The organism is Hydrogenophaga sp. UC242_53, from assembly GCF_042696965.1.
GTDB lineage: Bacteria > Pseudomonadota > Gammaproteobacteria > Burkholderiales > Burkholderiaceae_C > Hydrogenophaga.
This window is the reverse complement of sequence record NZ_CP170552.1, coordinates 3,861,884-3,884,775: the sequence shown is the minus strand read 5'-3', so window position 1 is coordinate 3,884,775 and position 22,892 is coordinate 3,861,884. Positions and strand designations below refer to the sequence as shown.

Annotated in this window: 17 protein-coding genes and 2 pseudogenes; 10 read left to right on the top strand and 9 right to left on the bottom strand. The window is 67.3% G+C overall.

The annotated features are described in order from the left end of the window. The first annotated feature begins 1 nt into the window (after window position 1). The 3 genes from ACFJI0_RS19510 (at window position 2) to ACFJI0_RS19500 (ending at window position 5,596) form a co-directional block, all read left to right on the top strand. A complete protein-coding gene (locus tag ACFJI0_RS19510) occupies window positions 2-2,899 on the top strand; it encodes a right-handed parallel beta-helix repeat-containing protein (protein WP_382321959.1) in 2,898 nt (965 codons plus the stop codon). A 193-nt stretch (window positions 2,900-3,092) separates the two neighbouring features. Then, window positions 3,093-4,589, top strand: coding sequence for a right-handed parallel beta-helix repeat-containing protein (locus ACFJI0_RS19505; protein ID WP_382321958.1), 1,497 nt, complete (start codon window positions 3,093-3,095; stop codon window positions 4,587-4,589). Further along, window positions 4,511-5,596 (top strand): DUF6352 family protein, encoded by a 1,086-nt coding sequence (locus ACFJI0_RS19500; protein WP_382321957.1) that lies wholly within the window; start codon window positions 4,511-4,513, stop codon window positions 5,594-5,596. The genes ACFJI0_RS19505 and ACFJI0_RS19500 overlap by 79 nt, the downstream gene beginning before the upstream one ends. 24 nt (window positions 5,597-5,620) lie before the next feature. Here the strand turns inward: ACFJI0_RS19500 and icmF are convergent, their stop codons facing one another. The 5 genes and pseudogenes from icmF to ACFJI0_RS19475 all read right to left on the bottom strand — a co-directional run bounded on the left by icmF (window position 5,621) and on the right by ACFJI0_RS19475 (window position 13,755). Then, window positions 5,621-8,914: a fused isobutyryl-CoA mutase/GTPase IcmF gene (gene icmF / locus ACFJI0_RS19495; protein WP_382321955.1), complete on the bottom strand. Its 3,294-nt coding sequence runs from the start codon at window positions 8,912-8,914 to the stop codon at window positions 5,621-5,623. A gap of 34 nt (window positions 8,915-8,948) precedes the next feature. Further along, window positions 8,949-9,839: a PPK2 family polyphosphate kinase gene (locus tag ACFJI0_RS19490; RefSeq protein WP_382321953.1), complete on the bottom strand. Its 891-nt coding sequence runs from the start codon at window positions 9,837-9,839 to the stop codon at window positions 8,949-8,951. A gap of 139 nt (window positions 9,840-9,978) precedes the next feature. Next, a pseudogene (locus tag ACFJI0_RS19485) lies at window positions 9,979-11,943 on the bottom strand (TRAP transporter large permease subunit). Further along, a complete protein-coding gene (locus ACFJI0_RS19480; protein WP_382321951.1) occupies window positions 11,940-12,560 on the bottom strand; it encodes a TRAP transporter small permease subunit in 621 nt (206 codons plus the stop codon). The pseudogene ACFJI0_RS19485 and the gene ACFJI0_RS19480 overlap by 4 nt, the downstream one beginning before the upstream one ends. Before the next feature lie 85 nt (window positions 12,561-12,645). After that, window positions 12,646-13,755, bottom strand: coding sequence for a TRAP transporter substrate-binding protein (locus tag ACFJI0_RS19475; RefSeq protein ID WP_382321950.1), 1,110 nt, complete (start codon window positions 13,753-13,755; stop codon window positions 12,646-12,648). A 226-nt stretch (window positions 13,756-13,981) separates the two neighbouring features. Here ACFJI0_RS19475 and ACFJI0_RS19470 point away from each other — a divergent pair. The 3 genes and pseudogenes from ACFJI0_RS19470 to cqsA all read left to right on the top strand — a co-directional run. Continuing rightward, a pseudogene (locus tag ACFJI0_RS19470) lies at window positions 13,982-14,662 on the top strand (MBL fold metallo-hydrolase); the annotation flags it as partial. 24 nt (window positions 14,663-14,686) lie between these two features. Next, the gene (locus ACFJI0_RS19465) at window positions 14,687-15,106 is read left to right on the top strand and encodes a rhodanese-like domain-containing protein (protein WP_382325739.1); all 420 of its coding nucleotides are present in this window, start codon (window positions 14,687-14,689) and stop codon (window positions 15,104-15,106) included. A 163-nt stretch (window positions 15,107-15,269) separates the two neighbouring features. After that, a complete protein-coding gene (gene cqsA, locus ACFJI0_RS19460) occupies window positions 15,270-16,532 on the top strand; it encodes an alpha-hydroxyketone-type quorum-sensing autoinducer synthase (RefSeq protein WP_291111070.1) in 1,263 nt (420 codons plus the stop codon). A 12-nt stretch (window positions 16,533-16,544) separates the two neighbouring features. On the opposite strand, the gene ACFJI0_RS19455 is transcribed toward cqsA, so the two are convergent. Together ACFJI0_RS19455 and ACFJI0_RS19450 are read right to left on the bottom strand one after the other, a co-directional pair. Continuing rightward, window positions 16,545-17,531, bottom strand: a complete 987-nt coding sequence (locus ACFJI0_RS19455; RefSeq protein WP_291111072.1) for a response regulator — start codon at window positions 17,529-17,531, stop codon at window positions 16,545-16,547. 5 nt (window positions 17,532-17,536) lie between these two features. Then, complete coding sequence (locus ACFJI0_RS19450; RefSeq protein ID WP_382325737.1) at window positions 17,537-18,190, bottom strand: sensor histidine kinase; 654 nt, start codon at window positions 18,188-18,190, stop codon at window positions 17,537-17,539. Between the two features lie 23 nt (window positions 18,191-18,213). On the opposite strand from ACFJI0_RS19450, the gene ACFJI0_RS19445 reads away from it, so the two are divergent. The 3 genes from ACFJI0_RS19445 (at window position 18,214) to ACFJI0_RS19435 (ending at window position 20,461) form a co-directional block, all read left to right on the top strand. Then, window positions 18,214-18,381 (top strand): hypothetical protein, encoded by a 168-nt coding sequence (locus ACFJI0_RS19445; protein ID WP_382321949.1) that lies wholly within the window; start codon window positions 18,214-18,216, stop codon window positions 18,379-18,381. A 573-nt stretch (window positions 18,382-18,954) separates the two neighbouring features. Continuing rightward, on the top strand, window positions 18,955-19,623 hold the full coding sequence (locus ACFJI0_RS19440; RefSeq protein ID WP_291111076.1) for a helix-turn-helix transcriptional regulator: 669 nt from the start codon (window positions 18,955-18,957) through the stop codon (window positions 19,621-19,623). A gap of 67 nt (window positions 19,624-19,690) precedes the next feature. Next, entirely contained in the window at window positions 19,691-20,461 is a 771-nt protein-coding gene (locus ACFJI0_RS19435; protein WP_382321948.1) for a type III pantothenate kinase, read from the top strand. Window position 20,462: 1 nt separating this feature from the next. Here the strand turns inward: ACFJI0_RS19435 and ACFJI0_RS19430 are convergent, their stop codons facing one another. Further along, window positions 20,463-21,896: a wax ester/triacylglycerol synthase family O-acyltransferase gene (locus tag ACFJI0_RS19430; protein ID WP_382325735.1), complete on the bottom strand. Its 1,434-nt coding sequence runs from the start codon at window positions 21,894-21,896 to the stop codon at window positions 20,463-20,465. A gap of 304 nt (window positions 21,897-22,200) precedes the next feature. Here ACFJI0_RS19430 and ACFJI0_RS19425 point away from each other — a divergent pair, with 304 nt between their 5' ends. Beyond that, window positions 22,201-22,455: an acyl-CoA-binding protein gene (locus ACFJI0_RS19425; protein ID WP_382154125.1), complete on the top strand. Its 255-nt coding sequence runs from the start codon at window positions 22,201-22,203 to the stop codon at window positions 22,453-22,455. A gap of 90 nt (window positions 22,456-22,545) precedes the next feature. Here ACFJI0_RS19425 and ACFJI0_RS19420 read toward each other — a convergent pair whose 3' ends face one another. Then, a complete protein-coding gene (locus ACFJI0_RS19420) occupies window positions 22,546-22,890 on the bottom strand; it encodes a polyhydroxyalkanoic acid system family protein (protein WP_382321946.1) in 345 nt (114 codons plus the stop codon). Window positions 22,891-22,892 lie beyond the last annotated feature (2 nt).

Here is a 22,892-nt window from a genome sequence, read left to right as displayed (position 1 = left end):
CGTGTTGCAGGTCGGACCGGGCAAGGCCTACGCCATGCCCAGCGCCGCGGCGGCTGCGGCGCAGTCGGGTGACGTGATCAAGATCACCGCCGGCGACTACCGGGGCGACGTCGCTTCCTGGACCGTCAACAACCTGACCATCTGCGGCGTGGGTGGCAAGGCCCGCCTGTTCGCCAACGGCAACAACGCCCGTGGCAAGGGCCTGTGGGTGGTCACCGGCTCGAACATCACCATCGACAGCGTCGAGTTCCGCGACACCACGGTGCCCGATCAGAACGGTGCCGGCATCCGCGCCGAACACGGGGGCGACCTGCGCATCATCAACAGCGGCTTCTACGACAACCAGAACGGCATCCTGGCCAACGCGGGTTCGTCGACCATCACCATCGAAGGCTCCGAGTTCGCGCGCAACGGCCTGGGCGATGGCTACACGCACAACATCTACGTCAACCAGATCAACCGGCTGACGGTGAGCCGCAGCTACTTCCATGAAGCCAAGGTGGGCCACAACCTCAAGAGCCGGGCCCGGGAGACGGTGATCGAGAACAGCTACTTCATGGACGGCCCCACGGGCACGTCGAGCTACCTCGCCGACTTCCCGAACGGCGGCCGCGTCTACCTGCGCGGCAACCTGTTCCACAAGGGGCCGCAGGCGAGCAACCCGAATGCCATTTCCTACGGTGCGGAGGGCCTGTCGAACCCGACCAACACCTTCGAGGCCGTGCACAACACCGTGGCCATCACCCGCTCGGGCGGCGCCTTCCTGGCCATCGCCAGCGGCACCTCGTCGGTCACGCTCGCGGCCAACCTGTTTGCCGGCACGGGCAGTCCGTCGCTGATCACGGGCGGCTACGCCGCCGGCAACGCGGCGCAGTCGAACAACGTGACCTCCGTGGCGCAGCAACATCCCGGGCGCCAGCAGCATCGCCAGCCCGAACTTCTGGCCCAACGCGGCGCTGCAGGCCCTGATCGGCCTGTCGGTGGTGCCGGACTCGAATTACACGCGCGATGCGCCCACGCCCTATGCCTCGCGGGCGATCTCGGGCAGCCGCAAGGCGGGCGCACTGCAGTCATCCCCATAAACCGCCGGACCGCCAGGCAGGAGGGCACGGAAGACCCGTGTTCAGGAGGCGGCCGTTCTTTCTTCAGCTCTCAGGTGATTCTTCCCATGTCCCAACTCGATTCCCTCTCCCGTCCGGCTTCGCACGCCGGTGTGTTGGCCGCCTGTGCGGTCATGTTCTCGATGGTGGCCGCCACAGCCCCGGCCCAGGCTCAGACGGCCTCCGCGACCTGGACCAAGGTCGCCAACGAAGGCAAGATTTTCTGGTTCTCCGGCACGAAGAACGTGCGTTATGGCACCGGCACCCGCTGGGCCTACAAGACGGTCCGCACGGCCGGCATGTGCACCGCCAGCTATTTCGGCAGCGATCCCGCCAAGGGCGCGACCAAGACTTGTGAAGTGATGGCCGCTGCCGCGCCAGCCCCGGCGCCTGCACCCGCGCCGGCTCCCGCCCCGGCGCCTTCACCCGCACCAGCCCCCGCTCCTGCGCCGGCCCCTGCTCCCGCACCGGCACCCGCGCCAGCCCCTGCGCCGGCTCCCGCGCCTGCACCGGCGCCAGCCCCTGCTCCCGCACCCGCGCCGGCACCCGCTCCCTCGGGCACGGCCTGCGACACGGCCACCGGCCGCGTGCTGCAGGTGGGCCCGGGCAAGACCTACAGCGTGCCGAGCGCCGCCGCCGCCGTGGCGCAGGCCGGTGACGTGATCAAGATCACCGCCGGCGACTACCGCGGTGACGCGGCGACCTGGAAGGCCAGCAACCTCACCATCTGCGGCGTGGGCGGCAAGGCCCGCCTGTTCGCCGATGGGAAAAACGTGCAGGGCAAGGGCCTGTGGGTGGTCTCCAGCCCCAACATCACGATCGACAACATCGAGTTCCGCAACGCCACCGTGCCCGACCAGAACGGCGCCGGCATCCGCGTGGAACCCGGCGTCAACCTGACGGTGCGCAACAGCGGCTTCTTCGACAACGAGAACGGCATCCTGGCCGCGGCCGGCGCGACCACGATCACGATCGACCGCTCCGAGTTCGGCCGCAACGGCCGGGGCGATGGCTACACGCACAACATCTACGTGAACCAGATCAACCGCATCGCGGTGACCTCCAGCTACTTCCACGAAGCCAAGATCGGCCACAACTTCAAGAGCCGGGCGAAGGAGTCGGTGATCGAGAACAGCTACTTCATGGACGGCGCCACCGGCACGTCGAGCTACCTGGCCGACTTCCCCAACGGCGGCAAGGTGGTGCTGAAGGGCAACATGTTCCACAAGGGCCCGAACGCGGACAACCCCAACGCCATCTCCTACGGCGCCGAGGGCCTGTCCAACCCGAGCAACACCTTCGAGGCCGTGCACAACACGGTGGTCATCACCCGCTCGGGCGGCGCCTTCCTGGCCATCGCCAACGGCACCAGCTCGGTCAAGCTCACGGCCAACCTGTTCGCCGGCACGGGCAGCCCCGCGCTGATCACCGGCGGGTACGCCGCCGGCAGCGCGGTGCAGTTGAACAACGTGACCTCGGTTGCGCAGCAACATCCCGGGCGCGTCCAACGTCGCCACCCCGAACTTCTGGCCCAACGCGACGCTGCAGTCCCTGATTGCCCTGTCCGTGGTGCCCGACGCCAGCTACACCCGCGACGCGCCCGCGCCCTACGCACTGCGCGCGATCTCGGGCAGCCGCAAGGCCGGCGCGCTGCAGTCCGCGCCCTGAGCCCGGTCCGCGCACCGCTTACCAGGCCCGCCTCGCGCGGGCCTTTTCATGCATCAAAGCGTATGAGCTGTTACGGCCGAAGCCGCGCCCAGCGGGGCTGCGGGGCAGGGCGGCGAATCTCGGTTACATAAAAACACGTTCTGTGGCAGGCGATCCGGTGCCAGCGGCCACACTGGCGGCCGTTTCCCGGTCCTGGCGCGGGGCAGGGCGCTGAGCGGCGATACTCCACCCCGCACCCTTGTCTTCGATGGATCCGGACCCCTTCATCAGAACGCGGACGATTGGCCTGCCTGGCCGGTGTCTGTTTTTCTTCCGTTGCCTATCTTGAACATCCAACCCACTCCGCACCTGAGCGCCCCTGCTCGCCGCCTGTCCTCTTCCCTCGTTGTTCCCGGCTTCGCGCTGTTGCTGGCTGCCACCTTGAGCGCCTGTGGTGGCGGTGGTGGTGGAGGGGGCGGCGGCGGTAGTGGCGACAGCCCGTCAGGCGGTGGTGGCGGAGGGGGCGGCAGCGCCACGCCATCGCCGGCGCCTCCCTTGTCGGCCGGCGCGGCTTGCGACACCGCACCGGGCCGCGTGCTTCAGGTGGGCCCTGGCAAGACCTACGCCATGCCCAGCGCGGCGGCCGCGGTGGCGCAGGCCGGCGATGTGATCAAGATCGCGGGCGGCGACTACCGGGGCGACGTCGCTTCCTGGACCGTCAACAACCTCACCATCTGCGGCGTGGGCAGCCGCGCGCGCCTGTTCGCCAACGGCAACAACGCCCGGGGCAAGGGCCTGTGGGTGGTGTCGGGCGCGAACATCACCATCGACAACATCGAGTTCCGCGACACCACGGTGCCCGACCAGAACGGCGCCGGCATCCGCGCCGAGCACACGGGCGACCTGCGCATCCTCAACAGCGGCTTCTACGACAACCAGAACGGCATCCTCGCCAACGCCGGTTCGGCCACCATCACGATCGAAAGTTCGGAGTTCGCGCGCAACGGCCTGGGCGATGGCTACACGCACAACATCTACGTCAACCAGATCGACCGGCTGACGGTGAACTCCAGCTATTTCCACGAGGCCAAGGTCGGCCACAACCTCAAGAGCCGGGCGCGCGAGTCCATCATCCAGAACAGCTACTTCATGGACGGGCCCAGCGGCAATTCCAGCTACCTGGCCGATTTCCCCAACGGCGGCCGCGTGGTCCTGAAGGGCAACTTGTTCCAGAAGGGCCCGAACGCGCAGAACAACAACGCGATCGCCTATGGCATGGAGGGCCTGTCGAACCCCAACACCTCGCTGGAGATGGTGCACAACACCGTCGCCATCACCCGTTCGGGCGGCGCCTACCTGTCCGTGGCCGGCGGCGCCTCGGTCGCGCTCACGGCCAACCTGTTCGTGGGGACCGGCAACCAGTCCTTGTTCGCCAGCAGCTTCTCCAACTTGACGCAGTCGAACAACGTGAACTCGGTTGCGCACCAACATCCCGGGCGCAAGCAACATCAGCAGCCCCAACTTCTGGCCGAATGCCACGCTGCAGGCCCTGATCGGCCTGGCGGGCGTGCCGGATGCGACCTACACGCGCGATGCGCCCGCGCCCTACGCCTCGCGGGCGATCACGGGCAGCCGCAAAGCCGGCGCCTTGCAGGCCGCACCCTGAACCCGCGGCGCCCCGGCGCCGCCGCAGGTGAACGACAATGCGTTCACCCCTCGACTCCCAACCCGCCACGCGCCCCCGCGCGCAGCGGGTTTTCTTCATGTCCGACGCCTCTTCACTCCCCATCTGGTCGTCCTGCGGCCACGAATTGCTCAACCGCGATGCGCGCGGCTGGCTGAGCCCCACCGACGGCTACTGGCGGCTCTGGCTCCAGCGCCCGGAACTCGCGCTGGTTGAGGAATCCTGTGCAGCCGAGCGCGCGCTGCACGCTGCCTTGATGGCCGCGCCCACGCGCGCCGTGACGGCAGCCGAGCTGGACGCCTTCGAGGACGACGACGCGCGCGCCAACCACCGCCTGTTCCTGGACTTCCGGGACGCGGTGATCGCCGCCGGCTCGCTCGAAGCCGCCTACGCCGGCTTCTTCCAGGCCGGCGCCATCCAGATCCCGCCGCTGTTCCTGGACCTGGTGGTGCAGGCCCTGGTGTGCCGCCTGCTGGAGGACGAGCCCGACGCCTGGGCCTGGCGCGCGGCCGAGATGCTGTTTCGCCGCCAGCGCGTGAGCGTGCAGGACGGCCGCGTGCTCAGCGGCGACAGCGAGGTGCTGGACCTGCTCAATGAAACCGGTGGCCTGGGCGAGCTGGGGCGCCTGCTGGTGCAGGGCGGCGCGGCCCTGCCGGCCACGCAGATCGAGGTGCTGGGCGACGACAACGCGCCGCGTTACCTGCGCAGCCGGGAGGGGGCTGGGCGCTTCAACTTCGTGCTCGACCTCACGCACGAAATCCAGAACGAATTGCCGCATGGGCTCACGCTCACCATGGCACGCTCCCGCTCGGGTCTGAAGGCGCTGGCATCGGTGCTGGAGAAGTGGGTGCGCCATTTCCACGGCGTGGCCGTGAAGATCCAGCCCGAGTCACGGGTGGAAGACCCGTCCTGGCGCTGGCATGTGGGGCTGGATGTGGCCTCGACCGCGCTGCTCAACGACCTCTACCTGGGCAACGAGGTGGACCCCGAGCGCCAGCGCCGGCTGATCAGCCTGTTCCGGCTGAGCTTCGCCGACCCGCAGGACATGCGTGCCGACGTGCGCGGCAAGCCGGTCTACCTGGGCCTGGCGATGGGGCCCGATGGCCTGCTCAAGCTCAAGCCGCAGAACCTGCTGCTCAACCTGCCGCTGGCGAACCCGATGTGAACCTGGGGCCGCGAGGCCCGAGGCTCACATGTTGCGGCGGTACTGCCCACCCACCTCGAACAGCGCGCTGGTAATCTGGCCGAGCGAGCACACGCGAACCGCGTCCATCAGCACCTCGAACACGTTGCCGTTCTCGATCACGGCCTGGCGCAGGCGCTGCAGCATGGCGGGCGACTCGTGGGCATGGCGCGCGTGGAAGTCGGCCAGGCGCTTGAGCTGGTTCTGCTTCTCGTCGTCGGTCGAGCGCGCGAGCTCCAGCGTCTCGGGCGTGAGGTCGCCGTGCGGGTTGCGGAAGGTGTTCACGCCCACGATCGGGTACTCGCCGGTGTGCTTGAGCATCTCGTAGTGCATGGACTCGTCCTGGATCTTGCCGCGCTGGTAGCCGGTCTCCATCGCGCCCAGCACGCCGCCGCGTTCGGCGATCTTCTCGAACTCCTGCAGCACGGCCTCTTCCACCAGCTCGGTGAGCTCGTCGATGATGAAGGCGCCCTGGTTGGGGTTTTCGTTCTTGCGCAGGCCCCACTCGCGGTTGATGATGAGCTGGATCGCCATCGCGCGGCGCACCGAGTCTTCGGTGGGGGTGGTGATGGCCTCGTCGAAGGCGTTGGTGTGCAGGCTGTTGCAGTTGTCGTAGATCGCGATCAGCGCCTGCAGCGTGGTGCGGATGTCGTTGAACTGGATCTCCTGCGCGTGCAGGGAGCGGCCGCTGGTCTGCACGTGGTACTTCAGCTTCTGGCTGCGCTCGTTCGCGCCGTAGCGGTCGCGCATCGAGGTGGCCCAGATGCGGCGCGCCACGCGGCCGAGCACGGTGTACTCCGGGTCCATGCCGTTGCTGAAGAAGAAGCTCAGGTTGGGCGCGAAGTCGTCGATGTGCATGCCGCGCGCCAGGTAGGCCTCCACGAAGGTGAAGCCGTTGGAGAGCGTGAAGGCGAGCTGGCTGATGGGGTTGGCGCCGGCCTCGGCGATGTGGTACCCGCTGATGGACACCGAGTAGAAGTTGCGCACGTCGTGGTGCACGAAGTACTCGGCGATGTCGCCCATCACCTTGAGCGAGAACTCGGTCGAGAAGATGCAGGTGTTCTGGCCCTGGTCTTCTTTCAGGATGTCGGCCTGCACCGTGCCGCGCACGTTCGCCAGCACCCATTCACGGATCTTGGCGGCCTCGGTGGCGGTGGGCTGGCGCCCGTTCTCGGTTTCGAACTTCTCCAGGTTCTGGTCGATTGCGGTGTTCATGAACATCGCCAGGATGCTGGGCGCCGGGCCGTTGATGGTCATGGAGACCGAGGTGGCCGGGTGGCAGAGGTCGAAGCCGCCGTAGAGCACCTTCATGTCCTCGAGCGTGGCGATGCTCACGCCGGAGTTGCCCACCTTGCCGTAGATGTCGGGGCGCGGGTCGGGGTCGTTGCCGTAGAGCGTGACCGAGTCGAAGGCGGTGGACAGGCGCTTGGCGGCCATGCCTTCGGAGAGCAGCTTGAAGCGGCGGTTGGTGCGGAAGGCGTCGCCTTCGCCGGCGAACATGCGCGTGGGGTCCTCGCCCTCGCGCTTGAAGGCGAAGGTGCCGGCGGTGTAGGGGAAGCTGCCGGGCACGTTGTCCAACATCAGCCACTTCAGGATCTCGCCGTGGTCCTCGTACTTGGGCAGCGCGACCTTGCGGATGGTGGTGCCCGACAGGCTCTTGGTGGTGAGCGCGGTGCGGATCTCCTTGTCGCGGATCTTCACCACGTACTCATCGCCCGCGTAGGCCTTCTGCATGTCGGGCCACTGGGCGAGCAGCTTGCGCGCGGCCGGATCCTGGTCGAGTTCGCGCAATTGAGCGAGGTCGATCACCGCCTCGGCGGCGCGCGCGCGTTCGGGCTTGTCCTTGCGCAGCATGGCCGCGCTGGCGTTGAGCTGCTGGATCTCGCGCGCCAGGCGCGACTGCTCGATCGCCTTCTTCTTGTAGCCGCGCACCGTGTCGCTGATCTCGGCCAGGTAACGCGTGCGCGCGGGCGGCACGATGGGCGTCTGGTTGGTGCTGTGGCGCACCTTCACGGCGGGCAGCCGGCCCTCCTGCAACGGCAGGCCGAGGTCGCCCAGGCGGACTTTCAGCGCCTGGTACAGCGCGGTCACCCCGTCGTCGTTGAAGCGCGCGGCCATGGTGCCGAACACCGGCATCTGGTCGGGCGGCGTGCTCCAGGCTTCCTGGTTGCGCTGCACCTGCTTGGCCACGTCGCGCAGGGCGTCGAGCGCACCCTTGCGGTCGAACTTGTTGATGGCCACGAAGGCGGCGAAGTCCAGCATGTCGATCTTCTCGAGTTGGCTGGCCGCGCCGAACTCGGGCGTCATGACGTACATGGGCAGGTCCACGTGCGGCACGATGGCCGCGTCGCCCTGGCCGATGCCGGAGGTCTCGACCACGATCAGGTCGAAGCCCGCGCACTTGCAGGCCGCGATCACGTCGGGCAGGGCGGCGCTGATCTCGCTGCCGAAGTCGCGCGTGGCCAGCGAGCGCATGTAGACGCGCGGCCCCTGGCCCCAGGGGTTGATGGCGTTCATGCGAATGCGGTCGCCCAGCAGCGCGCCGCCGCTCTTGCGGCGCGAGGGGTCGATGGAGATCACGGCCACACGCAGGCGGTCGTCCTGGTCCAGCCGCAGGCGGCGGATGAGCTCGTCGGTAAGCGAGGACTTGCCCGCGCCGCCCGTGCCGGTGATGCCGAGCACCGGCACCTTCCTGGTCTGGGCCTGCTCGCGCAGGGCGGAGACGATGGCCGCGTCCGCGCTGCCGTTCTCCAGCACCGTGATGAGCTGGGCCAGCGCGCGCCAGTTCATCTCGCCCTGGCCCTCGATGGCCGCCAGCGCCTTGGGCGCGTAGGGGCTGAGGTCGCGGTCGCAGCGCATCACCATCTCGCCGATCATCCCGGCCAGGCCCATCTTCTGGCCGTCTTCGGGGCTGTAGATGCGCGTCACACCGTAGTCCTGCAGCTCGCGGATCTCGGCCGGCACGATCACGCCGCCGCCGCCGCCGAACACCTGGATGTGCTCGCCGCCCCGGCTCTTGAGCAGGTCCACCATGTACTTGAAGTACTCCACATGGCCGCCCTGGTAGGAGCTGATGGCGATGCCTTGCGCGTCTTCCTGCAGCGCGGCGGTGACCACCTCGTCCACCGAGCGGTTGTGGCCCAGGTGGATCACCTCGGCGCCCATGCCCTGCAGGATGCGCCGCATGATGTTGATGGCGGCGTCGTGCCCGTCGAACAGGCTGGCGGCGGTGACGAAACGCACCTTGTGCGTGGGGCGGTAGTTCGCCAGTGCCTGGTACTCGGCGGCGAGGTTGCTCATGGTGTCTCTCTCTGGGGGCGGATGGCGGAAAGCCTCATTCGATGCGCAGGCCGGCCAAGGCGGGCTTGGGCGGCGGGTAACGCAGGTCGAGGGCCTTGAGGGTGTCGCGCACGATGGTCGCGATCATCAGGTTGCGGTGGGTCTTGGAGTTGGCGGGGACCACGTTCCAGGGTGCCCAGGGGGTGCTGGTGCGGGCCAGCAGCGCCTCGTAGGCGCGCTGGTAGTCGGCCCACTGCTTGCGCACGTCGATGTCGCCTTCGCTGAACTTCCAGTGTTTGGTCGGGTCGTCCACGCGCTCCTGCAGGCGTTGGCGCTGCTCGTCGCTGCCGATGTGCAACATGAACTTCAGGATCACGGTGCCGGTCTCGGCGAGCAGGCGCTCGAAGTGATTGATCTGCGCGTAGCGCTGAGCGGTCTGGGCGGGCGTGATCCAGCGGTTGACCACGGGCACCAGCACGTCTTCGTAGTGGCTGCGGTTGAAGACCATGGTCTCGCCGGCGCCGGGCACCTGCTGGTGGATGCGCCAGAGGTAGTCGTGGTCGCGCTCGACCTCGGTCGGGGCTTTCCAGCCCACGGTGTGCACGCCCAGCGGGCTGGTGCGTGCGAACACGCCTCGCACGGTGCCGTCCTTGCCGGCGGTGTCGGTGCCCTGCAGCACCACGAGCAGCTTGAAGCGGCGGTCGGCGTAGAACAGGTCCTGCAAGCCGTCGAGTTCTTCGGCGATGGCCTGCACGCTGGCTTGGTCGGCCGCCTTGTCGCCGCTGGAAAAGGGCTTGGCGTCCGGCTTGAGCTTCTTGAGAGAGACCTTGGTGGCCGGCGCGCCCTCGGCCACAGGCTCGATCTGCCAGCCGCGCCACGCGCCGTTCTTGCCCGCACGCAGGGCCGCACGCGGAAAGGGCAGGGAGGCGTCGTTCGGGCGGGGCATGCGGTCTCCAGCTAGGGGGCTCGGACACGATTCTTCGCGCATCCGGTCAATTGACGTTTACGTAAACGTAATATAACCCGTTTCCCCCAAAAAAGAAGGGGCGCCGAAGCGCCCCCTAGGGTGGATCGAACCCGTCAGATCACTTGTAGAGCAGCTGCGGCAGCCACAGGCCGATGCCGGGGAACATGTACAGCAGCACGATGGCCAGGATCTGGATGCCCATGAACGGCAGCATGCCCAGGAAGATCTGGTTCAGCGTGACGTGCGGCGGGGCCACGCCCTTCAGGTAGAAGGCGGCCATCGCACCGGCGGGCTGAGGAAGGCGGTCTGCAGGTTCAGCGCCACCAGCAGGCCGAAGAACAGCGGGTCCACGTCGAAATGGGCCAGCAGGGGAATGAAGATCGGCATGAAGATCACGATGATCTCGGTCCATTCCAGCGGCCAGCCCAGCAGGAAGATGATGATCTGGGTCATCACCAGGAACTCGATCTTGGTGAGTTCCATGCTGAGCACCCACTGCTCCACCAGCGCCTGCCCGCCCAACAGCGCGAACGCCGCGGAGAAGATCGCCGAGCCCACGAACAGCCAGCACACCATGGCCGAGGTCTTGGCGGTCAGGTAGACCGATTCCTTGAGCACGGCCATGTTGAGCCGCCGGTAGGCGGCTGCCAGCAGCATGCCGCCCAGCGCCCCCATGGCCGCCGCCTCCGTCGGCGTCGCCAGGCCCAGCACGATCGAACCCAGCACGCTCAGGATCAGCAGCACCAGCGGGAAGAACGAGGCCAGCAGCATCTTGAAGATTTCAAGCCGGGCGAAGCTGAGGAACAGGTAGAACAGGGTGACGAGCGCGCCCATGACCGCAAACACCACCCACCACCAGGTGGGGGCGGGCTGGGTCGTGGCGATTTCTTCGTCCACCTCGACCCCTTCGACCGCTGCTTGCGCCGCAGCGGCGGGTTCGGCCGCGGCGGCGTCGGCACCGGGAGGGGGTTGCAGGGCGCCAGCGGACTCGGGCACATCGGGGTCCGCCGGAGGTTCGGCCAGGCCGCCCGATTCGGATGGCGGTTCGGCCAGGCCCCCTTCGGCCGGGGGCTCGGCCAGGCCACCGCCTTCGGAGGCGCTGGAGCGGCTGGCGCCGATTTCCTCGATCTCGTACACCGCCTCGGCTCTCACCGTGGTAACCGCCTGGTAGCTCGGGATCATCACCGCAGCGAAGATCAGCGCGGGCAGCGCGGCCATGCCGATCTGCTTGAGCAGGTGCGACAGGGGCACATCGGCATTGCGCCGGCCCTTGAGCAAGCCCAGCACCGCGTGGGCGGTCGGGTCGGTGGTCAGGCGCTGGGTCAACGTGGGCAGGTGGACCTGGCGCTCTTCGGCGCTCAGCGGCGGTGCCCATTGCGGCTTGAGCTTGGCCACGATGATCACGTACACGATGTACAGGGAAGCCAGCATCAGCCCGGGGAAAAACGCGCCAGCGTACAACTGGACCACAGACACGCCGGCCGTGGCACCGTAGACGATCAGCAGCACCGAAGGCGGGATCAGGATGCCCAGGCAGCCCCCCGCCGTGATGGCGCCAGCCGCCAGCGGCACGCTGTAGCCGGCGCGCAGCATGGCCGGCAAGGCCAGCAGGCCCATCAGCGTCACCACCGCGCCGACGATGCCGGTGGCCGTGGCGAAGATGGTGCAGGTCACCAGCGTTGCGCACTGCCAGCGCGCCGGGCAGCCGGGCCATGGCCAGGTGCATGCTCTTGAAGAGCGACTCGATCAGGTTCGCGCGCTCCACGAGGTAGCCCATGAAGACGAACAGCGGGATGGCGATGAGCACATCGTTGGCCATGGTCTTGTAGGCCGATTGCACCATCAGGTCCAGCGTGTGCGTGACGTCCCTGTCGTAGGCCAGCCAGGTGAACAGCATGCCCATGCCCATGAGCGTGAACGCGGTGGGAAAGCCCAGCATGATCGCCACGACCACCAGCGAGAGCATCAGCAGGCCCAGGTGACCCTGGGTGATGGTTTCGGCGCGCAGCAGCACCACGGCCGCCAGGACCACGATGAGGGCCATGAAGCTGAGGCCGAACCAGAGTTCCTTGCGCAACTTCATTGTTTTTTCTCCTGGGCGACGACCACGGCGTCGAGTGCGGCGATGTCTTCGTCTTTCACGTTGACCATTTCCTTGAGTTTTTCGACGTCAACTTCCTGCACGTCGTCTTCACGCGCCGGCCAGGCGCCGGTCTGGATGCATTGGACGCAGCGCACGATCTCCACCAGGCCCTGCAGCAGCAGCGTGATGCCCGCCAGCGGAATCACATACTTGAAGGGGTACAGCGGCAGGGGGTCGGCCGAGAAGGTCTGTTCGCGGATCGCGAGCGATTCGCCGGCGTAGATCCAGCCGGCCCAGGTCAGCGCGACGATGCCGGGCAGGAAGAACACGATGTAGAGCACCAGGTCCACGGTGGCCTGGGTTCGCGGCTGAAAGAAACCATAGAGCACGTCCCCCCGGACGTGCCCGTTCTTGGACAGGGTGTAGGCGCCGGCCGTCATGAACATGGTGCCGTACAACATGATCTGGGCGTCGAGCACCCAGGCGTGGGGTTCGTTCAGCACATAGCGCGAAAACACCTCCCAGCTGATCAGCAGCGTCAGCAGGAGGGCGCACCAGGCAAAGACCTTGCCGATCAGCGTGGACAGCCGATCGATGGTCCACAAGATGGATTGCATCGTGATTCCTCAGCCGGCGCGGTGAAACGGGCAAAAAAAGGGGGCATCGCGCCGGCGCCATGCCCCTCGTTCCCCTGTGCCGGGATCAGCTCTTCTTGGCGAAGTAGTGGTTGAAGGCCATCTTGAAGTCGACCGTGTAGTCGTTCTGCCATTGGCCGGCGCGCTGCGCGAAGGCCTTCTGCGAGTCGAGCACCTTCTTGAACAAGGGGTTCTCGGCCGCCTTCTTGGCAATGGTCTTGTCCCACGAAGCCAGCTGCGCGCGCAGGATCGGATCGGGCGTCTTGTAGAACTTCACGCCACCCTTCTTCAGCGCTTCATAGTCCTGCGAGTTGCGGTCGATGGCCTTCCAGCTCATGTCGGCGCTGGAGGCTTCCGACGCGTACTCGATGATGGACTTGAGTTCGGCAGGCAGGGCGTTGAGCTTGGTCTTGTTGAACAGGATCTCGAACTGCTCGCCGGACTGGTGGAAGCTCTGCAGCATGCAGTTCTTGGCGACGTCGGGGAAGCCCAGCACGCGGTCGCTGGAGGCGTTGTTGAATTCGGCCGCGTCGATCAGGCCGCGGTCCAGCGCCGGCACGATCTCGCCGCCGGGCAGCGGGTTGACGGCGGTGCCCATGTCGGTGAACACGTCCACCGCCAGGCCCACGGTGCGGAACTTCAGGCCCTTCATGTCCGTGACCTTGGACACCGGCTTCTTGAACCAGCCCAATGGCTGGCAAGGCATGGGGCCGTACAGGTAGGAGACCACGTCGAGGTTCAGGCTCTTGTAGATCTCTTCCATCAGCGCCTTGCCGCCGCCGTACTTGTGCCAGGCGAGCACCATGTTGGCGTCCATGCCGTAGCCCGGGCCGGAGCCCCACAGGGCCAGGGCGGAGTTCTTGCCGTACCAGTAGGCGACCACGCCGTGGCCGCCGTCCAGCGTGCCCTTGGCCACCGCGTCCAGCAACTGGAAGGCCGGTACCACCGAGCCCGCTGGCAACACCTCGATCTTCAGACGACCGCCGGCCATGTCATTGACCTTCTTCGCGAAATCACCTGCGTACTCGTGGAAGATGTCCTTGGCCGGCCAGGTGCTCTGGAAGCGCAGCGTGGTGGTCTGCGCGGTGGCAATCATGGGCACGGACATGGCGCCGGCCGCGACGGCGGCGCCTTTGAGCATGCCTCGGCGCGAAGTGACGGTCTTCTTGTCAGTCATCTGTTGTCTCCAGTCGGGTTGATGAGGCGCCGATGATGCGCCCAAGGTGCCACGGCGGAGCGCAGGGTTTTCACCGACCAGTGAATAGCACGTGGCTGCAAGCCCTTGTTTTTGGCTGTTCCAGCACCAAAAATGGGCGTGAAAATATCTTCACGCCCTGTTGAAAATCCATAACGCCCAGCCTCGGGCATGATGGTCGGCCCCCGAGTTCCACTTGTGCTTTCAGATGAAACCGATCCAGCTGTTCGACCCCGCCTCCAGCACCTACACCTACGTGCTGTTCGACCAACTCAGCCGCGACGCGCTGCTCATCGATCCGGTGGACGAGCAGATCGAGCGCGATCTCGCGACCCTGCGGGAATACGGCCTCAAACTGGTCTGGACGGTGGAAACCCACGCCCACGCCGACCACATCACCAGCGCGGGCCGGCTGGCCGAGCTGGCTGGCGCCAAGACCGCCGCGCCCCTGGGGTGTGGCATCGGCACCGCGGGCGTGCAGCTCCAGGATGGCGACACCCTGAAGTTCGGTGGGGAGGTGCTCAAGGCCCTGCACACCCCGGGCCACACCGCCGGCAGCATGAGCTTTCTCTGGCGCAACCACGTGTTCACCGGCGACACCCTGCTGATCAATGGGTGCGGCCGCACCGATTTCCAGTCGGGCAGTGCCGAGGCCCTGTACCGCAGCCTGACCCAGGTGCTGTTCGCGCTGCCGGACGACACCATCGTCTGGCCCGGCCACGACTACCAGGGCCGTTCGTGTTCCAGCATCGGCCGCGAGAAAACCACCAACACGCGGGTGGCGGGCAAGACCGAGGCCGAGTTCGTGGCCCTGATGAACTCGCTGAACCTGCCGCGCCCCCGGCGCATCGACGAGGCCGTGCCGGCCAACCTCACGTCCGGCCTGCGCCACGACGCCGACGGCGCGCTGCAGATGCAGCCCCTGCCGCCCTCGGGCACCCACCAGGGCACCTACGCCGGTGACGTATCGCCCGAACTGGCCTGGCGCTGGGTCCAGAGCGGCGAGGCGGTGATGGTGGACGTGCGCACCGACGCGGAGCGGGAGTGGGTGGGCTTTGTGCCGGGCGCGGTGCCCGTCGCCTGGAAACAGTGGCCCGGCATGGCGCTGAACCCGACCTTCGATCAGCAGGTGCGGGAAGCGGCCGGCGGCAAGAAGCTGGTGCTGCTGTGCCGCAGCGGCGTGCGCTCCATTGCCGCCGCCAAGCGGGCCACCGAGCTCGGGCTGGAGGCCTACAACATCCTCGAAGGCTTCGAAGGCGACCCCGATGCCGACGCCCACCGGGGGCGCAAAGGGGGGTGGCGGTTCCGCGAATTGCCCTGGCGCCAGAACTGAGCCAGCCGTTCAAGGGTTGTTACGCCGCGTAACCGCCTGTCGGCAGAACGAGCCGAAACTTGAGAAGAAAGCCTCATAACCCCTGTCAAACCTGACAGGGGTCGTGTGATTTTTCACGGATTTCTTTTTTTAATGGGGTTTTCTATCCGCTAAGGGGAATCCCATGGAAACGCTGGAACGCGCTCAAGACGCCGTTTACAAGAACCCACCGCTGGCCGCCACCCTGGTTCAGCGGATGGAACGTGATTTCAAACCCCGCTGGGAAGGCAACTGGGGCGGCAAGTTCGTGCTGCACGGTTCTTCGCCCGGCCCCAATGCGGTGCGCCTGGACGGCAACGACTACCTGAGCGTGACGGGCCACCCGAGCATCGTCGCGGCCCAGGTCGAGGCCATCACCAAGTCCAGCGAGTTCGTGGTGCAGTCGGGTGTGTTCCTCCTCCAGCAGCACCCCACGCGCGCGCTCGAAATGGCCCTGGCGGGCTGGGTCGGCAAGGAAGACGCCTTCGTCTGCCAGTCCGGCTACTCGGCCAACGTCGGCCTGCTGCAGTCCATCGCCGACGCCAACACCCCGGTGTACCTGGACACCCAGGCGCACGCGTCCCTGTGGGAAGGGGCCCATGCCGCGCGCGCGCCGGCTTTTGCCTTCCGCCACAACGACGCCGCCCACCTGGACAAGATCATGGCCAAGAACGGCCCGGGCGTGGTGGTGGTGGACTCGGTCTACAGCACCACCGGTTCCGTGTGCCCGCTGGAAGCCATGATCGAGGTGGTGGAAAAGCACGGCAGCATGATCCTGGTCGACGAGTCGCATTCCCTGGGCACGCACGGCCCGGGCGGCGCGGGCCTGTGCGCCGAACTCGGTCTGACGGACCGGGTGCACTTCATTTCCGCCAGCCTGGCCAAGTCGGTCGCGGGGCGCGCCGGCTTCTTCACCGCACCGGCCAGCATGCGCTACTACATCCTGAGCTCAAGCTTCCCCAACATCTTCAGCTCCTGCCTGCTGCCCCATGAGATCGCCGGCCTGCGGGCCACGGTCGAGGTGCTGCAGAAGGCCGACGACGAGCGGGCCCGCCTCAAGGCCATCACCCGCCGGGTGCGCGACACCCTGGGCGGCCTGGGTTACTGGATCCACCAGGGCACCGAGCAGATCATTTCGCTGGAAGCCGGCACCGAGCCGGACACCATGCGCCTGCGCGACGAGCTGGAAAAGCGCGGCGTGTTCGGCGCCATCTTCTGCGCCCCGGCCACCAGCAGCAAGCGCGCCCTGGTGCGACTCACGCTCAACGCGGCGCTGACCGAGGCCGAACTCGATCACCTGGAGGCGGTGGCGCGCGAGATCGCGCCGATCGTCAAACCCTGGGATTGGCCTTGTGCCCGGCGCGCCCGCGTGCAGGCCGGCGCCCAGGAGGAGGCCCTGGCGGCATAGGGTTGACAGGCCCTAAGTGTCGTGAACCTCGCGCCCGCCCTGGGCTTCCAGAAAGTGCCGGTAGGCATAGATGGGCTGGGGCAGGTCGGCGCGGTCCAGGCTGAACAGGGCGCCGGAGAGCACGCCGTCGTCCCCGACCGGGAAGGCCTGCGCGGTCCGCACCGGGCCCCGCAGGCCCATTTGCTGGTGCAGTTCCACGGCAGCCAGCCGTTGCCCGGCCTGCACGGCGCGCACGGCATCGAAGCCCAGCCCGGCCGAGCCCGCGAGCTCGGCCAGATCGGGCAGGCTAGCCGTGGGTTCGAGCTGCAGCCAGTGGCAGTTGCCCATGGAGTCCAGGCCGACCAGGCCGAAGGGCTCGCCGAGCACCACGTACTCCACCCAGTGCTGCTCGGTGTACGCGCGCAGCGCCTGCGCCACCGACGGGATCTGCAGCATGGACTGCTGCGCCGGCCGCAGGGCGGCACGCCACAGCGTGTTGAGCCGGGGGTGTGGCGTCTGGGACAGCTTGCGCAGCACACCGAGCAGGTGGCGCGTGATGTCCGTGGTCTGTTTGGGCACGAACTGGTCGATCAGGCCGTTGTTGAAGGCCTGGATGGCGATCTGCTCGTCCGCCTGGCCCGTCAGCAGCACGCGCGAGCCCGGCCAGTCGAGCAGGGTGTTGAGCACCCGCAGGCCGTCGGTGCCGGGCATGGCGTAGTCCACCACGCAGATCTGGGCCAGCTCGTAGCGCGAGGCGCTCACGGCCCAGTACCGCAACACCTGCGGCAGCAGCGGCTGACCCTGCCGCCAGCGCTCGATCATCTGCAGCTGAGCCATAGCGTCGGCCTCCCAGCGCGCGGGCTCGTTCTGCATGCGGGCGGCGAAGCCCGAGGGGCGTGAATAGAGCTCGACCTGCCAGTGCGAGGGGATGACCATGCCCAGCATTTCCAGGTAGTCGGTGTCGTCATCCAGGAAGAGGACGCTGCCAGGGCGGTGAAAGAGTGAGATCGTCAGTGCCATCGTGGTCAGCCTGAGACGGCCAAGGTCTGGGCCGCAGATGTGTTGAGGGGGAGGTCGATCATGAAGACCGCGCCCAGCCCAGGTTGGGAGTGCACGCTGAGGCGGCCATGGGCGGCCTCGACCACGTTCTTGCAGAAGGTCAGGCCCAGGCCGTTGCCGGCCCCGCTCTGGGTCGAGAAGAAGGGCTCGAAAATGCGCTGCTGCTGCTCGTGCGTGATGCCGATGCCGTCGTCCGACACGGCGATGCGGCCCTTGCCGTGGTGCAGGCCCACGTCCACCCGCAGGTCGCCCGGGCTGGGTGCCGTGCTGGCCGCGGCCAGTGCGTGCAGCGCGTTCTTGATCAGGTTGGTGAGCACCTGGGCGAACAGCGGGCGGGAAGCCGAAAAGCAGAAGTCGCTCTGGATGTGCACCTGAACGCAGTCGCGCTCCCGCGAGGAGCGGTAGGGGTACTGGTTCACCACCTCCTGCACCAGCTCGGCCGCCATGATCAGGGACTGCTCGCGCGGCAGGCGCATGAGCTGCGCGTTGGAAATCTGGGTGTCGATCTGGCGGTTCATGCTGCGCACCAGGTTCTGCAGCCGCGTTGCCAGTTCCTCCAGCTTCTTGCGTTTGGGGTCCGGGATGTCGTGTTGCACCAGGTTGCGCAGCACGTCGCCCATGAGGTTCACCGTGGCGCAGCGGCGTGCGCAGCTCGTGCGCCATCACGCCCATGGTGCTCAGCGTGTTGAGCAGGCGGGCGCGGCGCAGGTTGGCGCTGGAGAAACCCAGCATCAGGCCCATGAGCCAGGAGAAGGTGATCACCACCACGTTCGCCAGCGGCTCCTCGAACGGGCGGGTGCTGCCGCCATAGAACTCCGCCGTGGCCCAGCCCGCGATGCCGCCGGTGATCAGGCCGAGCGTCGCCAGGCGCCAGTCGGTCGCGTGGTAATAAATGAGGATCATGGCGGCGACGCTGCCCAGCCAGGCGGCATTGCCTCCGTTCATCCAGTACATCCAGGTGAAGAACCAGGGCAGCTGGATCCAGGTTGCGCAGGCTGAAGAGGCGCCCACTTTCCGTGGACGACGGGTCGCGCGAAATCCGGGGCAACACATAAATGAGTGCCAGGAAGGCCATCACCAGGCGGGCCCACACATTTTCATAGGGCTGGGGCACCAGATGGCCCCAAATGCCATAGATGACCAGGTGGCCGACGAACGTGAATGCCCCGATCCACAGCAGCCGGTACCGCGATGGGTGCAAAATAGGCTCCACAGGCGCGTGGACAACCTCGTCCAGCACCCACCGCCACATGCGGGCTTTGGCGCTGAGCATCCACAACCGGTCAAAAGACAATATGCACTCCTTCGATCGCCAAACACCTGTGGCGCGTGACTCCCATCCTGATTCATCAGGCATTGTGTATGCAACAGGGTGTTATCAACCATGACCCTGCCTGTCAACTTTGACAGTGTCGGGCTGGACGGTATTCTGGCCGACTGGGTGTGCGCGCTGCGCGATCAAGGGGTGGACGCCGTGCTGGTTCTTGGTCCGAACCCCCTGGGTGGGCGGGATCAGCGCGAGGTGCTGGCGGTGCATCCCCCCCGGCTGGTGGGGGCCGCGGAGGCCTTGGCCGAAAGCCGGGACTTCGGCGCGGGCTGGCGCGACAGCGATGCGCCGCTGGTGGCCTGGCAGGACATTTCCAAATCCTCGTTCGAACAGTCGAGCCGTTGGCGCCGCCTGTGGCTGGCGCACGGCTACCAGACACTGGTGCGCGTGGCCTTCAGCCTGCCGGCGGGCCGTGCCTTCGAGTGTTTCATGTTCAGCCCACGGGCCTTTGCCGACCGCTCCGAGGCGGCGGTGCTGGCTTGGTCGGCCTTCAACGTGTGGCCCATGTTGCGACGCACCATCGCCGAGCAGCGCGTGGGCCTGAGCCCGCGCGAACTCGAAAGCCTCAACCTGGCCTTCGAAGGTCTGACCGCGCGCGAGACCGCGTTGCGCATGGACTGCTCCGAGCGCACGGTGAATTACCACCTCGCCAACGCGATGTCCAAGTTGCAGACCGACAACAAGCTGGCCGCCGTGCAGCGCGCCTGCTGGATCGGACTGATCTGAACCCGCCCACCGCGCCCCATGCTGCACTGCGGCAATCCGGGCACGGTGGCTTGGTCATAATCCGCGCATGACTTTTCTGGCCCTGGACGTAGGGAACACCCGCCTCAAGTGGGCCCTTTACGACGCGCCACGCGTGGGGGCCACGCTGTTGGCCAGCGGTGCGCAGTTTCTGGAAAACATCGAAACCCTGGAAGACGGCGACTGGCGCCACCTGCCCGCCCCGCAATGGGTGCTGGGTTGTGTGGTCGCTGGCGACGCGGTCAAGCGGCGGGTCGGCGAGCAGCTCGAGCTGTGGGACGTGACGCCGCACTGGGTCGTGTCCAGCAGCGCCGAAGCGGGGTTGGTCAACGGCTACGACCACCCGGCCCGGCTGGGGTCGGACCGTTGGGGTGCGATGATCGGTGCGCGCCAGCGGCTGCTCGCCCGGGGCCCTGCGAAGCCCTGCGTGGTGGTGATGGTGGGCACGGCCGTCACGGTCGAGGCCATCGACATCGAGGGGCGCTTCCTGGGCGGCATCATTCTGCCCGGCCACGGCATCATGCTGCGCGCGCTGGAGTCGGGCACGGCGGGTCTGCACGTGCCCACCGGCGAGGTCTGCGACTTTCCCACCAACACCAGCGACGCGCTCACCAGCGGCGGCACCTTCGCCATCGCCGGTGCGGTGCAGCGCATGGTGGAGAACCTGCGGCGCCATTGCGGCGAGCAGCCGGTCTGCATCATGACCGGGGGCGCGGGCTGGAAGATGGCGCCCAGCATGTCCACCGAGGTGGAGCTGGTGGAAAGCCTGATCTTCGACGGCCTGCTGGAAATCGCCGACCGACGCCTGGCCTTGGTCTGAACTAGCCCTTGGCCTCGCCCCAGGGCAGCATCAGCGTCAGTGTCAGCAGCCGGGCGAACTCCGGCTCGAAGCGGTCGATGATCTGCTGCGGGTCCGGGCACAGCTGGGTGTCGGCGATCACGCCGAACTGCACGCCACCGCCATAGCTCAGGATCGACACGCCCAGGCCCACGGTGCCGGTCTGCGGCACCCAGAACATGGTCTGCTCCAGCGTGGCGCCGCACACCTTGAGCTTGGCTGCTGGCCCCGGCACGTTGGTCATCACCGCCGTGGTCTTGCGGCCGAACAGGCTGAGCATGGCGTCCTGCGCCGGCTTGATCAGCAGCCCCGCCACCGAGAGCAGGCCGAAGGTCAGCAGCGGCTGCAGGCTGCCCTTGAGGTTGTTCATGCGCGCGCGCACCGCGAACACGCGTTCGATCGGGTTGTCCAGGCCGATGGGCAGCACCAGGGGCACGAGGCCGAAGCGGTTGCCCAGTTTCCAGGCGTCTTCCATCGGGCGCAGGTTGATCGGCACCATGGCTCGGATTTCCTTGCCACCGGTGTCGTCGCCCAGACCGCGCAGGTAGGCGCCGATGGCGCCGGCCACGCAGCCCAGCAGCACGTCGTTGACCGAGCAGTTCATGGCCTTGCCGATGGCCTTGACCTCGTCCAGCGGGATGGGCTCGCACCAGGCCACGCGCTTGGTGCGGCCGGGCTGGCCCTTGAGCCGGGTCGGCGAGTCGTCGGGCATCAGCGCCAGCGAGGCCAGGTCGCTGGCGAGCTGGCCGCCCATGCGCGCGAGGTCCACCGCCTGGCCCAGCGTGTCGCTCAGGCTCTGCTGCGGAGCGGCAAGCATGGAGAGCGATTTCGCCGCGCCACCGCCAGCGGCTTCCAATGCCTTGGCCGTGATGTCGCCAAAGGGCCGGATCAGCGTGTCGGCCAGCCAGTCCTCGGCGCCGTCCAGGCCGATCTTCGGGGGCTTGCGGCGCTGGCGCTCGGGGGGCGCGCCGCCGCCATCGACCAGGCTCATCATCACGCTGATGAGCGCGATGCCGTCGGCGATGCAGTGGTGGATGCGCGCGATCAGGGCCGAACCACCGTCGTAGCGCTCGATCAGTTCGAAGCGCCAGAGCGGGTGCTCGGGGTCCAGCGCCTGCATGGCGAGGTCGCCCACGCGGTCCTGCAGCGCGTCCTGCTCGGTCTGGCCGGGCCGGCGTTTGAGCTTGTGCGTGACGATGTGCCGATCGATCTGGAAATCCGGGTCCTTGGACCAGTGCGCGCCGGCGGCGTCCTCGCGCGCGATCTGCACGAAGCGCGGGTAGGGCAGCAGGCGTTCGCGCACGCGTTCCTTCAAGGCGTCCGGCGTGAGGCCGGGGCGCAGGATCCAGACGCCCACGATCATCATCAGGTTCGACGGCGAGTCCATGCGCAGCCAGGCGGTGTCCACCTTGCTCATGCGCTCGCCTTCCATGCCCAGGGTGCTCGCCAGCGCCTGCTGGACCGAGGCGCTCGCGCCCCGCACGAGGGCCACCGGGGATTTGGCGGTGGCGGGTGGGCGCGCTGCGGAAGGGCCGGGCCGGGCGGCGACGCGTTGAACCATGGATGCTCCTCGGGTGCGTGAACCAGGCCGCTGAAAGGCCGGTGCCGCGGGTCTTGGGGTTGTGGCTCTATTGTGCAGACAGACCAAACCGTAAGATAGCGGGACAGCCCTAAGCCCGGCCGACCCGCGCCGGGCGTTTCATTTCAAACCAGGAGCATTCATGGCCGATCTCAAGTCCCGTTTCGACGCCGCGGTGGCGAATTCCAAGAACCTGAGCGAGCGCCCCGACAACGCCACGCTGCTCAAGATCTACGCGCTGTACAAGCAGGCCACCACCGGCGACAACGCCGAGAAGAAGCCCGGTTTCGGCGACATGGTGGGCCGCGCCAAGTGGGACGCCTGGAACGGCCTCAAGGGCACGGGCAGCGAGGACGCGATGCAGCAGTACGTCGACCTCATCGAAGAATTGAGCTGACCCCCCGCGCCGCCTTCGGCGTCACCCCCCTTGCAGGGGGGCGCACCTGGCGGCCCGGCAAAGCCGGTTCCGCGGGTGCTCTGGAAGAAGTCAAGCCGGCTCAGCCGGCTTTCTTCTTTTGGCCGCCGCCTTGGCGGCCGGCTTCCTGGCCGCCAGCAGCGTGTCGAGGTTCTTCACGATCTCGCTTTCGATGCGGTCCTTGAACGCACCGAGCAGAAAGCCCAGGCGGGCGTCGAGTTCGAAACGTTCGCCCGACACCTTGAGCGTGCCGCTGACGCCCGAGCGCGTGAACTGCACTTCGTCGCAGCCATCGCCTTCTTCGTAAGTGCAGCTCATGTCGAACTCGTTCTCGGCCTGTTCGGCCCAGCGCCAGGCCAGCTTGCGCGCGGCGGGCAGGCCCAGGGCGTGTTCGCGTTCGATGTGGATGTCTGCCATGG